General features: G+C 64.8%; 18 protein-coding genes. 10 read left to right on the plus strand and 8 right to left on the minus strand.

Annotated features, from left to right (window positions below; genetic code table 11):
• Positions 1–8: 8 nt before the first annotated feature.
• The 6 genes from VGR99_RS26275 (at position 9) to VGR99_RS26300 (ending at position 4922) form a co-directional block, all read left to right on the plus strand.
• A complete protein-coding gene (locus VGR99_RS26275; RefSeq protein ID WP_326902608.1) occupies positions 9–1409 on the plus strand; it encodes an NAD(P)(+) transhydrogenase (Re/Si-specific) subunit beta in 1401 nt (466 codons plus the stop codon).
• A gap of 12 nt (positions 1410–1421) precedes the next feature.
• Entirely contained in the window at positions 1422–1592 is a 171-nt protein-coding gene (locus VGR99_RS26280; protein WP_326902609.1) for a hypothetical protein, read from the plus strand.
• A gap of 22 nt (positions 1593–1614) precedes the next feature.
• Positions 1615–2415: an alpha/beta hydrolase gene (locus VGR99_RS26285; protein ID WP_326902610.1), complete on the plus strand. Its 801-nt coding sequence runs from the start codon at positions 1615–1617 to the stop codon at positions 2413–2415.
• A 60-nt stretch (positions 2416–2475) separates the two neighbouring features.
• The gene (locus VGR99_RS26290) at positions 2476–3573 is read left to right on the plus strand and encodes an ionic transporter y4hA (RefSeq protein WP_326902611.1); all 1098 of its coding nucleotides are present in this window, start codon (positions 2476–2478) and stop codon (positions 3571–3573) included.
• 19 nt (positions 3574–3592) lie between these two features.
• Positions 3593–3877, plus strand: coding sequence for a cupin domain-containing protein (locus tag VGR99_RS26295; RefSeq protein ID WP_271529631.1), 285 nt, complete (start codon positions 3593–3595; stop codon positions 3875–3877).
• 109 nt (positions 3878–3986) lie between these two features.
• Complete coding sequence (locus VGR99_RS26300) at positions 3987–4922, plus strand: hypothetical protein (protein ID WP_326902612.1); 936 nt, start codon at positions 3987–3989, stop codon at positions 4920–4922.
• Positions 4923–4949: 27 nt separating this feature from the next.
• Here the strand turns inward: VGR99_RS26300 and VGR99_RS26305 are convergent, their stop codons facing one another.
• Together VGR99_RS26305 and rpsU are read right to left on the minus strand one after the other, a co-directional pair.
• On the minus strand, positions 4950–5603 hold the full coding sequence (locus VGR99_RS26305) for a tetratricopeptide repeat protein (RefSeq protein WP_326902613.1): 654 nt from the start codon (positions 5601–5603) through the stop codon (positions 4950–4952).
• A 141-nt stretch (positions 5604–5744) separates the two neighbouring features.
• Positions 5745–6047: a 30S ribosomal protein S21 gene (gene rpsU, locus VGR99_RS26310; RefSeq protein ID WP_092227201.1), complete on the minus strand. Its 303-nt coding sequence runs from the start codon at positions 6045–6047 to the stop codon at positions 5745–5747.
• Between the two features lie 264 nt (positions 6048–6311).
• Between rpsU and aqpZ the strand changes: the two genes are divergently transcribed.
• On the plus strand, positions 6312–7034 hold the full coding sequence (aqpZ, locus tag VGR99_RS26315; protein WP_326902614.1) for an aquaporin Z: 723 nt from the start codon (positions 6312–6314) through the stop codon (positions 7032–7034).
• A 51-nt stretch (positions 7035–7085) separates the two neighbouring features.
• On the opposite strand, the gene VGR99_RS26320 is transcribed toward aqpZ, so the two are convergent.
• Together VGR99_RS26320 and purE are read right to left on the minus strand one after the other, a co-directional pair.
• Positions 7086–8192 carry a 5-(carboxyamino)imidazole ribonucleotide synthase gene (locus VGR99_RS26320; RefSeq protein ID WP_326902615.1) on the minus strand — a complete coding sequence of 369 codons (1107 nt, stop codon included), beginning with the start codon at positions 8190–8192 and terminating at the stop codon, positions 7086–7088.
• The gene (purE, locus tag VGR99_RS26325; RefSeq protein WP_326902616.1) at positions 8189–8677 is read right to left on the minus strand and encodes a 5-(carboxyamino)imidazole ribonucleotide mutase; all 489 of its coding nucleotides are present in this window, start codon (positions 8675–8677) and stop codon (positions 8189–8191) included. Before purE ends, VGR99_RS26320 begins: the two co-directional genes overlap by 4 nt.
• Before the next feature lie 87 nt (positions 8678–8764).
• On the opposite strand from purE, the gene VGR99_RS26330 reads away from it, so the two are divergent.
• Positions 8765–8902 carry a hypothetical protein gene (locus VGR99_RS26330; protein WP_326902617.1) on the plus strand — a complete coding sequence of 46 codons (138 nt, stop codon included), beginning with the start codon at positions 8765–8767 and terminating at the stop codon, positions 8900–8902.
• Positions 8903–8906: 4 nt separating this feature from the next.
• Entirely contained in the window at positions 8907–9533 is a 627-nt protein-coding gene (locus VGR99_RS26335) for a GGDEF domain-containing protein (RefSeq protein ID WP_326902618.1), read from the plus strand.
• Between the two features lie 2 nt (positions 9534–9535).
• Here the strand turns inward: VGR99_RS26335 and VGR99_RS26340 are convergent, their stop codons facing one another.
• The 3 genes from VGR99_RS26340 to VGR99_RS26350 form a co-directional block, all read right to left on the minus strand.
• Positions 9536–9787 (minus strand): hypothetical protein, encoded by a 252-nt coding sequence (locus VGR99_RS26340; RefSeq protein WP_326902619.1) that lies wholly within the window; start codon positions 9785–9787, stop codon positions 9536–9538.
• Between the two features lie 22 nt (positions 9788–9809).
• Entirely contained in the window at positions 9810–10028 is a 219-nt protein-coding gene (locus VGR99_RS26345) for a hypothetical protein (protein WP_326902620.1), read from the minus strand.
• Positions 10029–10242: 214 nt separating this feature from the next.
• Positions 10243–10449: a YdcH family protein gene (locus VGR99_RS26350; protein WP_008131174.1), complete on the minus strand. Its 207-nt coding sequence runs from the start codon at positions 10447–10449 to the stop codon at positions 10243–10245.
• Between the two features lie 330 nt (positions 10450–10779).
• Here VGR99_RS26350 and VGR99_RS26355 point away from each other — a divergent pair, with 330 nt between their 5' ends.
• The gene (locus VGR99_RS26355; protein ID WP_025034152.1) at positions 10780–10959 is read left to right on the plus strand and encodes a YdcH family protein; all 180 of its coding nucleotides are present in this window, start codon (positions 10780–10782) and stop codon (positions 10957–10959) included.
• A 113-nt stretch (positions 10960–11072) separates the two neighbouring features.
• Here VGR99_RS26355 and VGR99_RS26360 read toward each other — a convergent pair whose 3' ends face one another.
• Complete coding sequence (locus VGR99_RS26360) at positions 11073–12176, minus strand: NAD(P)/FAD-dependent oxidoreductase (RefSeq protein WP_326902621.1); 1104 nt, start codon at positions 12174–12176, stop codon at positions 11073–11075.
• Between the last annotated feature and the right edge of the window lie 190 nt (positions 12177–12366).

Below are 12366 nucleotides of genomic sequence, written 5' to 3' on the forward strand. Positions count from 1 at the left end.
GACCTGAGATGAGCGCCAATCTCTCTGCATTCTTGTATCTCGTGGCGGGGGTGCTGTTCATCCTGTCGCTGCGCGGGCTGTCGAGCCCCGCTTCGTCGCGCCAGGGCAATCTGTTCGGCATGATCGGCATGGCGATCGCGGTCGCCACCACGCTTGCCAACCATCCGCCGGCCGACGGTCTCGCCTGGGTGCTCGTCATCGTCGGCATCGCGATCGGCGCCGCGATCGGTGCGGTGATCGCCCGCCGCGTTCCGATGACCTCGATGCCGGAGCTGGTCGCCGCCTTCCACTCGCTGGTCGGCATGGCCGCGGTGCTGGTCGCCGCGGGTGCGTTCTACGCGCCTGAAGCCTTCGACATCGGCACCCCCGGCAACATCCATCCGCAGAGCCTGGTCGAAATGTCGCTCGGCGTCGCCATCGGCGCGCTGACCTTCACCGGCTCGGTGATCGCGTTCCTGAAACTGTCCGCGCGCATGAGCGGCGCGCCGATCATCCTGCCGTTCCGCCACGTCATCAACATCGTCCTCGCCGTCCTGCTCGTCGTCTTCATCGTCGGGCTGGTGATGTCCGGCAGTGCGTTCGACTTCTGGATGATCGTCATCCTGGCGCTGGCGCTCGGCGTGCTCATGATCATCCCGATCGGCGGCGCCGACATGCCGGTCGTGATCTCGATGCTGAACTCCTACTCGGGCTGGGCCGCGGCGGGCATCGGCTTCACGCTCGGCAATTCCGCGCTGATCATCACCGGCGCGCTGGTCGGCTCGTCGGGCGCGATCCTGTCCTACATCATGTGCCACGCGATGAACCGGTCCTTCATCTCGGTCATCCTCGGCGGCTTCGGCGGTGAGACGGCCGCTGCCGGCGGCGGAGCAGGCGGCGAGCAGAAGCCCGCCAAGCTCGGCTCGGCCGACGATGCGGCCTTCATCATGAAGAACGCCTCCAAGGTCATCATCGTGCCCGGCTACGGCATGGCGGTGGCGCAGGCCCAGCACGCGCTGCGCGAAATGGCGGACATCCTGAAGAAGGAAGGCGTCGAGGTGAAATACGCCATTCACCCGGTCGCGGGCCGCATGCCCGGTCACATGAACGTGCTGCTCGCCGAAGCCAACGTGCCCTACGACGAGGTGTTCGAGCTCGAGGACATCAACTCCGAATTCGCGCAGGCCGACATCGCCTTCGTGATCGGCGCCAACGACGTCACCAACCCGGCGGCCGAAGAGGACAAGACCTCGCCGATCTACGGCATGCCCGTGCTCCAGGTCTGGAAGGCCGGCACCGTGATGTTCATCAAGCGCTCGCTGGCGTCCGGTTATGCCGGCATCGACAACCCGCTGTTCTACCGCGACAACACCATGATGCTGCTCGGCGACGCCAAGAAGGTCACCGAGAACATCGTCAAGGCAATGTAATACGAGGGGACCGTGGCCCTGAACAAGGAGTGGCACCGGTCCCATCGCATGCCGACGAAAGCGACGCGCGAGCAGCGCGTCGCATGGCACGCCGCCCATGCCACGGCGTGCGGCTGCCGCGAGATCCCCTTGAGTATCCGGCCCGACGTCCTCAAATTGCTCAAGGGCCGCCGCAAGCCCTGAACTTTGCAATGACAGGGCCGCGATGACATTCCTGAAATGGGCCGCCATCATCATTGTGGCCGGCTATGCCGCCGGTCTCGTCCTGCTCTTCGTAAAGCAGCGGGAGATGCTGTTTCCGATCCCGACCAAGGAGCGCACCGCGCCTGCCGCCGCAGGATTTCCGCAAGCCGAGGAGCACATCCTCACCACGTCGGATGGCGAGAAGGTGATCGTCTGGCACGTGCCGCCGAAACCCGGCCGTCCCGTGGTGCTGTTCTTCCACGGCAATGGCGATTTTCTCGCCGGTCTTGCCGGGCGCTTCAAGGCCATCACGGCCGACGGTACCGGCCTCGTGGCGCTGTCCTATCGCGGCTATGCGGGATCGAGCGGCGCGCCGAGCGAACAGGGACTGCTGCATGACGCCGCGGTCGCCTATTCGTTCGCAACGGAGCGTTATGAGGCCCAGCGCATCGTCGCCTGGGGCTTCTCGCTCGGGACCGGCGTTGCCGTCGCCATCGCGTCAGAACACCCGGTTGGAAAGCTGATCCTCGAAGCGCCCTACACGTCGATCGCCGACGTCGCCGCGGCGCATTTCAGCTTCGTTCCGATTCGCCTGCTGGTGCGTGACCCGTTCCACTCGGATCAGCGTATCGCACGCGTCACGGCGCCACTCTTGATCGTGCATGGCGCGCAGGACCCGACCATTCCGGTCGCCTTCGGGGAGAAGCTGTTTGCGCTGGCGCACGAGCCGAAGCAGTTCGTTCGCATTCCCGACGGCGGGCATGACGATCTCGGTAACTTTGGCATGACCGATATCGCGCGAAGCTTCATCAACGGCTCGTGAGGGCTGACGGGCGCGGTCTTCTCGCGCATAATCGGCCGCCCATTGGAAGGAATCGCCTGCATGAGCGCACACGGACCGATGCCGCGGTCGTCCTGGATCTTCCCCGCTCTGGCGGTGCTGCTGTTCCTGATCGTCACCGCGACCGGCTACGGCTTCACGCTGACGGCTGGCGGCGGCCTGTTCGCGATCGTGCTCCTGGTGATCCTGTTCGGGACAGTGTTCGCGGCCGTTCATCACTCCGAGGTGATCGCGGAGCGGATCGGCGAGCCCTACGGCACGCTGCTGCTTACGCTCGCGGTCACCATCATCGAGGTCGCGCTGATCACCACGATCATGCTCGGCGACAAGCCGGCCCCGGAGCTCGCACGCGACACCGTGTTCGCGGTGGTGATGATCGTCTGCAACGGCCTGGTCGGCCTCTGCGTGTTCATCGGCGGCATGCGTTACCGCGAGCAGGGGTTTCAGGTCGCCGGCGCCAACGTCTATCTCAGCGTGCTGACCGCGATGGCGACCCTGACGCTGATCATGCCCAATTACACGCTGACGACGCCGGGCCCGAGCTACTCGACGCTCCAGCTTGGCTTCGTTGATCTCGTCACCATCGTCCTCTATGGCGTCTTCCTCTACACCCAGATGGTGCTCCACAAGGACTATTTCGTCCACGAGCGGGCCGACGGTGAGGGCGGCGAGGCCCATCTGTCGGGCCGGATGCTGGCGCTCAGCATCGCATTGCTGCTGATCTCGCTGCTGGCCGTCGTCCTGCTCGCCAAGAAGTTCTCGCTGGTGGTCGATGCCGTCGCCGTCAGGATCGGCGCCCCGCCGGCCTTTGCGGGCCTGCTGGTCGCGCTCCTGATCCTGATGCCGGAAGGCGTCTCGGCGATCGCGGCCGCTCGCAAGAACGACCTGCAGAAGAGCATCAATCTGGCGCTGGGCTCGTCGCTGGCGACCATCGGGCTGACGATTCCGGCGGTCGGGCTCGCCACCTACGCGATCGACCAGCCGCTGGTGCTGGGCCTCAACCCCCAGAATACGGCGCTGCTGTTCCTGACATTCTTGCTGAGCATGCTGACCTTCGGCACCGGCAGGACCAACGTCCTGTTCGGGCTGGTCCATATGGTGGTATTTGCCGTTTACGTGTTCATGGTTTTCGTGCCCTGATTCCCCAAAAGAGGTTCCGATGCTTGCCGCCAAATCCGAGGTCCAGATCGACAATGAACAGGTCCGGGTGACCGAATGGCGGCTCGCCCCGGGCAGCGCGACCGGGCACCACACCCACGGGATGGACTACGTCATCGTTCCCGTCGTCGCCGGCGAAATGACCATCGTGGCGCCCAGCGGCGAGCGGTCCAAGGCGCAGCTCGCCGCCGGCAAATCCTACTTCCGCAAGGCCGGCGTCCAACACGACGTACTTAACGAAACCTCAACCGAGATCGTGTTCCTTGAAATCGAGCTGAAGCCGTAAGACTTGGCGTTACAGACTTGGCGTTACCGTTTGCCATCGATCCGTCGCAGTTGATCCCTTACAATGCCCCAAAGTTCCCGCATCTGATCGCGCGGGGAGTGGCCGAGAAATGCTGAAATACCTCGCTAAAATCTCGATGGATATTTTCCCCTCGGTGCTCGCGACGATCATCGGGGCGTACATCGTTAACCACTACATCAACGCCAAGCCGGCGGCTGATGCCCCTGCCGCCGTGGTGGCCCCCTCCCAGGCCGGCAGCGACGGCAAGCCGACCGACACCGCCAACCTTCCCGCGCCCGGGGTCAAGGCCAAGGGCGTCTCCGAGAAGAACGTGACCGAGAAGGCGGCGGTCGAGAAGCCTGCCGACAAGTCCGAGACCAAGGCTTCGGAAACCAAGGCTTCCGAGACCAAGTCTGCCGACGTTGCTCCCGCCGAGGCCGCTTCGCACGGCCGCCCGACGGCGCGTGAGAAGGCGGCGGCCAAGTCGGCCCCGGCAACTCCCGCTCCGGTGGTTGAGGCCAATTCGGCGCCGGCTGCTGCATCCCCGGCTGCGACGCCCGACGCCAACGATCTGGCGCGCGCGGCCATCGAGCGTTTGCGCAAGTCGCCTGAGGGCAGGGCTGCTGAGGCCAAATCCGCCGCCGAGGCCAAAGCTGCCGAGACCAAGCCGGTTGAGCGGGCGCCCGAGCCTGCGCGCGAAGCCGCCCGTACCCCTGCCCCGGAGGCTCCCCGCGTCGTGACGACGGAGTCGTCCGCGGTCCGTCCGCTGCCGCCGCCGATCACGGTGTCCACGCCGTCAACCGATGCGTATGGCAATGGCGCTTCGTCGCCGTCCTACACGGCCTCGGTCGGCAATGACGATCCGAATCGAATCACGCCGCCGGCCGACATTCCGGTACCGGTGATCGCGCCGCCGCTCGATCTGCGTGCCGATGCCGGCGCGCCGATGCCGCGGCCGAAGAAGACCAACGTGGCGGACGAAATGTTCTCGGGCATGAAGTCGATGTTCCACTCCGTCCTGCCGAAGAGCTCCACCCCCGATTAAGGCGGCGCCCGCGCTGCTGCAGAAGCCTCAGCCGCCGACGCGGGCGAGACCGCTGCGGGCGGTATCGTCGCGTGGACGAAGCGCGACGGCCCTGTTGTAGGACATCGCCGCCTTGGCCCTGTCGCCCAGCCGCTCATAGACCTGGCCCCGCGCGGTCCAGACCTGGGCATTGTGCGGATCGGCCTCGGAGGCTTCGTCGAGATCGGCCGCCGCCTCCTTGACCTTGCCGAGGGCGAGATAGCTGTTGGCCCGGCCGAGCAGCGGCTCGGCCTTCTGCGGATTGAGCCCGCTGGCGGCGCTGAAATCGGCGACCGCAAAATCGTGCTGGTTATTGCCCTGGTAGATCAGCGCGCGGCCATAGAGCGCCTGCGCATTGTAGGGGTCGAGCGCGACGGCACGATTGAACTCGTCCAGCGCGGCCGCAGCATCGCCCGACTTGGCGAGGGCCTGGGCCTTTGCGGTGTGGGTCTGGGCTTCGGTGACGATGCCGGGGCTGACCGCGCTCTCCGTGGCGGCGGCCGCCTTGGGCGCCTCCTGCGGCTTGTCCTTCTCCGGCATCAACGAGCCCAGGTCGAAGGAGCAGCCGGACAGTGCAATCCCCATCAAGGCCAATGCGAACGGCCGCTGCCAGATCTGACAGCGCCGCGCCAGGCCGCGCGGGGGAAAGGGGGAGGAGGCCATCTACGGTTCGCTCGCGCTGGTGCCGCATCGGTAGTGCCCCGTCCCAGAAAGGCACCGCTCATAAACAATAACGCGGGCCAAGGGCCCGCGTCATCGAAAACTAAAGACTTGGAAAACTGAGGTCTTACAAGTTCGGCAAGATCAGCGCGGTCCGCGCGGGCCTGCACCTGCGCCGGGACCACCACGACCGCCGCGATCACCACCGGGGCCAGCGCCGAACACCGGCTTCGGCTTCATCGGCAGCAGGCCTTCGCGCTGCAGCTTCTTGCGGGCCAGCTTGCGCGCGCGGCGCACGGCTTCGGCCTTTTCGCGGGCCTTCTTCTCGGAGGGCTTCTCGTAGTGACCGCGGAGCTTCATCTCGCGGAAAATACCCTCGCGCTGCATCTTCTTCTTCAGCGCCTTGAGGGCTTGGTCGACATTGTTATCGCGAACGAGAACCTGCACGCGGCATCCTCTTCAGTGGATCGGATTTGAATTCTGGTAAGTCAAAGGGGATGGCAAAACGCACAAGCCCTTAACCTTGAGGGCGCGGATGTATCAGACAAAACCTGGGATGTCCACCTGCCAACCGGGTTTTCGGGCCAAGTTCAGCCATTAAATGCGGCGAAAGTACCTCTCCGCGGTCCTAATTTGGGTGGTTTGGCGCCAAAAGACGGGCCGTTTTCCGGAGATTGGATCCGGAGGTCTTGAAATCAGGGGAGACGCCACATGGACATGAAGAAATATGCTGCCGAGGCCATCGGCACATTCTGGCTCACATTCGCAGGCTGCGGCAGCGCCGTGATCGCGGCCGGCTTTCCCCAGGTCGGGATCGGCCTCGTCGGCGTGTCCCTGGCCTTCGGATTGAGCGTGGTCACCATGGCCTATGCGATCGGCCACATCTCGGGCTGCCATCTCAATCCGGCCGTCACGGTCGGCCTTGCCGTTGGCGGGCGCTTTCCGGCCGGCCAGATCCTGCCCTACGTGATCGCGCAGGTCTGCGGTGCGATCGTGGCCGCCCAACTGCTCTTCATCATCGCCAGTGGCGCCCCCGGCTTCGACGTCACCAAGGGATTTGCGTCGAACGGGTACGACGCGCATTCGCCGGGTCAGTACAGCATGGTCGCCTGCTTCATCACCGAGGTCGTGATGACCATGATGTTCCTGTTCGTCATCATGGGCGCCACCCACGGCCGCGCGCCGGCGGGCTTCGCCCCGCTCGCGATCGGGCTCGCTCTGGTGATGATCCATCTCGTCAGCATCCCCGTGACCAACACGTCGGTGAACCCGGCGCGCAGCACGGGGCCCGCACTGTTCGTCGGCGGCTGGGCGACGGCGCAGCTCTGGATGTTCTGGGTTGCCCCGCTGATCGGCGGTGCGCTCGGTGGGGTGATCTATCGCTGGCTCAGCGAGGAGCCCACGGGCGTGGTCGCAGGCGCGAAGACGGCGTGATCGCCAAGCGGGATCGCAGCCCGTGCTGCGGTCCCCTCACTTGCTCCTGGCTCACGTGCTCTTGGGCGGCCTGACTTCGACGACATGGCCCATCTTGCGGCCGGGGCGCGGCGTGCCCTTGCCGTAGATGTGCACGGTCGCACCCGGCACGCTCAGCCACTTCCCGTAATCGTGGATCTCGTCGCCGATCAGGTTGGTCATGGTGACGACCTCGCCGTGGCGCACCGGCTTGCCGAGCGGCCAGCCGGCGATGGCGCGGATGTGCTGCTCGAACTGCGAGACGGAGGCGCCGTCGAGCGTCCAGTGTCCGGAATTGTGCACGCGCGGAGCGATCTCGTTGACCAGCACCTTCGGACCGGTGCCGTTGGCGAGCACGAACATCTCGACGGCGAGCACGCCGACGTAATCGAGGGCGCTGGCGATCTTCCCGGCGATGCTGCGGGCTTCTTCGGCGAGCGCGTCCGGGATCTGGGCGGGCGCGCGCGAGATCTTCAGGATGTGGTCGCGGTGCTCGTTCTCGGTGACGTCGAAGCATTCGACCTGACCGGTGGCCGAGCGTGCGGCGATCACCGAGATCTCACGCTCGTACGGCACGAAGGCTTCCAGGATCGCCGATTTGGTGGCGAGGCTGGTCCACACCTTGGCGATGTCGTCGCCCTCGCGGATGATGGCCTGACCCTTGCCGTCATAGCCGAAGCGGCGGGTTTTGAGCACCGCCGGAAGGCCGATCCTGAGGATCGCCTCGCGCAGCGAGGAGACGGAGGTGACGTCGGCATAGGCCGCAGTGCCGATGCCGAGCTTCGTCACGAAGTCCTTCTCGGCGAGGCGGTCCTGCGTGGTCTCGAGGATCTTGCGGTTGGGCAGCACCGGGCGGCGCGCATCCAGCACCATCGCGGCCGCCGACGGCACGTTCTCGAATTCGTAGGTGATGACATCGACGTCGTGGGCGAACATCTCCAGCGCTTCGACATCGGCATATTCCGCGCAGGTCGCGTTCAGCACGACGTCGAAGGCCGGCGAGTCCGGATCGGGCGAGAACACCTGGCAGCGCAGCCCGAGCCGCGCCGCCGCCATGGCCAGCATCCGCCCGAGTTGTCCGCCGCCGAGAATTCCGATGGTGTCGCCGGGCTTCAGCGTCACCTGCTTTGCGTCAGTCACGCCTTGTCCTCCGGGCGCTCGGCAACGGCCTCGGTCTGCGCCTTGCGCCAGGCGGCGAGGCGGTCGGCCAGGGCCGGGTCGGACAGCGCCAATACGGCGGCCGCAAGCAGCGCCGAATTGATCGCGCCGGCCTTGCCGATGGCGAGTGTGCCGACCGGGATGCCCGCGGGCATCTGCACGATCGAATAGAGCGAATCGATGCCCTTGAGCGTCCTCGATTCGACCGGAACGCCGAACACCGGCAGTTCCGTCAGCGCCGCGGCCATGCCGGGCAGATGCGCAGCGCCGCCTGCGCCGGCGATGATGACCTTGTAACCTGCCGCCTTGGCCCCCTTGGCGAACGCGAACAGCCGGTCGGGGGTGCGGTGGGCCGAAACGATGCGGGTGTCGGCGGCGACATCGAGCGCGGCAAGCGTCTCGGCGGCATGCCGCATCGTTTCCCAGTCCGACTGGCTTCCCATGATGATGGCGATCGGCGCGGTCATGACGTCAATTGTGCTCGGAAAACAGGAAGATAGGCCAGATTAATGGTTCCGGCCGGCGGCTCGCAAGGCGGTGGCAAGGAGAAGGGAATGCACTATCCTGTCTTGGTGAATCCCCGCAAGCCTTCAATTGAGCAGGATGCCCATGAAGAAACCAAAAAGGGCGCGCGCTGCGAAGGCCAAAAAGGGCCCGAAAATCAGCGCCAGCCGGTCCAAACCTGCCGCTAGCCGGGTGGCGAAGCGTCCGGCCACGCCGTCGCGGCGCGGAGCCTCCGTCGTCGACGCCAGCAAGGCCATCATCCGAGGTCTGCGCAGCAAGCTCAAGGCGGCGGAGCGGCGGGTCGCGGAACTGGAGGCTGCCGCCGACACCGATTTCCTGCTCGAGATCCCGAACCGGCGCGGCTTCGAGCGCGAGCTTGCGCGCGCCATCGCGTATATGAAGCGTTACCGCGCCAGCGGCGCGCTGATCGTGCTCGACGTCGATCGGCTCAAGCCGATCAACGATTCCTTCGGCCATGCTGCCGGCGACGAGGTGCTCAAGGCGATCGCGGCCGCGCTGACGCGGCAGGTCCGCGCCTCCGATGTGGTCGGCCGGCTCGGCGGCGACGAGTTCGCGCTGCTGCTGTGGAATCTCAGCGAGACCGATGCCAAGGCGAAGGCGGCGGCCTTTGAGCAGGCGATCGACGAATTGTCTTTCGTCTTTCGCGGCCAGCACGTGGCCGCGGGCGCGTCCGCCGGCGTCGCGCTGCTCGGCGCGCAGTCTGATTCAAGCCGCGCGCTGGAGGAGGCCGATGCCGCCATGTATGTGCGCAAGGCATGCCGGCGGCATGAGCCACGGATCAGGCTCGTCGGCTGCTAGAGTTAGAGGGTGGCGAGATCTTCCGGCACGTTGCCGAACTTGCGCAGCAGCGTGGCATCACCGAATTCGCCGGTCATGGGATCGCCGCTACGGCTGAACGCGACCGCGCCGATGTGGCCGGCGCCGCGCGACAAGGCCTCGGCGCGTCGCAGCGCGGCCGTCGAGCTCTGGCATTCCTCGGCGGTGCCCGCGACAGGCGATCCGTCGGCATCGATCAGAAAAGGCATTGCAACGTAATAGGTCACATCCGACATGGCGTTGCTCCGGTGATCAAGACTAGGCGGTGTTGCTCTTGCCCCGCGTCCAGCTGCGCGAGGTCTCGGGAATGCAGCCGGCGGAAATCGCCGCCTGCAGCTCTTCCAGTTCGGCCTCCAGATATTCGTTGGCCATGATCAGCGCCTTGATGGTGCTGCGCAGATTGCCGTCGCACATCGCGATCGCCTGATCGCAGGCTTGTTCGTAATAGCTGTTGTCCAAAAGGGCGGTTGCCGGCATCTGCGTTGTCCTTGCGGGTTTTTCTCGGAGTTTTTCTCGGAGTTTTCCTTGGAGTGTTCCTTGGAGTGTTCCTTGGGCTCGTTTCTTGGGGCGCGTTCCCAAAGGGCGTGCCTTGGGCGTTTCCTGGGCCGTTGGGGCGCCTGAATGTTCTTCTTTTGTTCTTTTCGAGTCAAGCAGATTCACGCGCGGCGAGGTGCCGCAAAAAACGGCGTGCTCAGGCGATGATGTCGGGCGTGATCTGGTCTTCGATGAAGGCGATACGGTCGCGCAACAACAGCTTGCGTTTCTTCAACCGCTGTAACCGCAATAGGTCGGGGGCGGGCGATTGATGCAGTGCATCGATCGCCGCATCGAGATCTCGGTGTTCCTGCTGCAACCGGGTGAGCTCGGATTCGAGTTCACGCTCGTCTTCATTGGTCATGTCTGCGGTGGCCGAAAAACCGATAGGCGTGAAACTAAGGCTGTGGATGTTCTGTGGAAATTATCGTCCTTGCGCGGCGTGATCGCAAGCGATCTGCGACCCTCGCGCGCCGATCTCCCGCAACATATTTCTGCGGGCCGCCGCGGGCGGTTAGCAAGCGCCTTGATATCATGGATTTTTCAGTCGCGGTTCCCTAGTCACGCTTAATTACATATGAATTTTCAAAAATGACGCTGCGACGACGGTTACGTATCGACAGAACGAATCGGTGATGTAGACTTCGTCGTCCGGATCGAATCCTAAGGCTCAATCCTACCGAGGAGGTTTCGAATGACAATTCAGGCACATCTGGTTGAATTGGAGCGGAAGCACAAACTTCTCGAAAACGAATTGCACGAAGCTCTCGTGCACCTTTCAACAGACGACCTGCAAATTGTTGAGTTGAAGCGCCGGAAGTTGATGGTCAAGGACCAGATCGAGCGTTTGAAGCAAGGCGACACGCTCCACTAACAACCCCCATGACAGCGTAGAGTTTGGCCGCACCCTTTCACGCAGGGATGAGAGCTATTGCGCTCATTCCTGCTGGAAGGTGCGAACGCCGCACGACTATAGCTCTGCGGCGTTCAGATCTCTGCGAGCTCGGCGACGTGATCGGCGATCGCGAGCGACGACGTCAGTCCCGGCGATTCGATGCCGAACAGGTTGATCAGGCCTTCGACGCCGTGATCGCGCGGGCCCTGCATCAGGAAGTCCTGCGTGGCCACTGCCGGCGGCACGATCTTCGGGCGGATGCCTGAATAGCTCGGCATCAGCGCGCCGTCGGGCAGCGTCGGCCAGTATTTGCGGATCGCAGGATAGAAGCGCTCCGAGCGTGACGGGTCGACCTCGTAGTTGATCGTCTCGATCCATTCGACGTCAGGGCCGAAGCGCGCCTGGCCCGCCATGTCCAGCGTCAGATGCACGCCCAGGCCGCCCGGCTCGGGCACCGGATAGATCAGGCGCGAGAACGGCGCCTTGGCGTTGCAGCTGAAATAGTTGCCTTTGGCGAGATAGGCCGGCGGGATCCGGTCCAGCGGCATGCCTTCGATGTTGCGCGCCACCGTCGTCGCCGCGAGTCCCGCGGCGTTGACGAGGAGGCTGCATTGCAGCGTCATCGGCGCCTCGCCGCCGGCCTCGACCTCGATGACGCCGCCGGCTGCCTTGGCGCGGATCAGCGGGGTGTGAAACGCAAAGGCCGCGCCGGATTCCTCGGCCTCGCCGCGCAGCGAGAGCATGTAGGCGTGGCTGTCGATGATGCCGGTCGACGGCGAGAGCAGCGCGGCGTCGCAGGCCAGCGCCGGCTCCAGCGCGCGTGCGGCCTCGCCTGACAATAGCTGCATGTCGAGCACGCCATTGGCCTCGGCATGCGCCTTGATCGACTGCAGCTTCTCGGTCTCTTTCGGCGAGGTCGCGACGATCAGCTTGCCGCAATTCTTGTGCGGGATGCCTCGCTCGCCGCAGTAACGGTAGAGCGCGTGCTTGCCGCTGACGCACATGCGCGCCATCCAGCTTCCGGCCCGATAGTAGATGCCGGCATGGATCACCTCGCTGTTGCGCGAGGAGGTGATGGTGCCGATCGCCTCGGCTTCCTCGAGCACGATCACCTCGCGCCCGGCCTGTGCGAGCTTTCGAGCCACCGCGAGCCCGACCACGCCGGCTCCGATGACGATGCAATCGACCTTATCCATGGTTGTGCAGGACGTCCGTGAGAAGCGCCGGTGGCATCAAATCCGGGAAGGCGGGCGCGGGGCCGTTTTCCGTTAAGGAAGCATTTATCATGTCAGGGCAATTGCCGTATTTGGCGTCACATTTTTCTGTTGCGCGTACAGGCGTTTACCCGATCCAAACCGGCGAGGCCAGACAATCCGACGTTGAAAT

Origin of the sequence: Bradyrhizobium sp. (assembly GCF_035935975.1) — a bacterium.
Classification (GTDB): Bacteria; Pseudomonadota; Alphaproteobacteria; order Rhizobiales; family Xanthobacteraceae; genus Bradyrhizobium.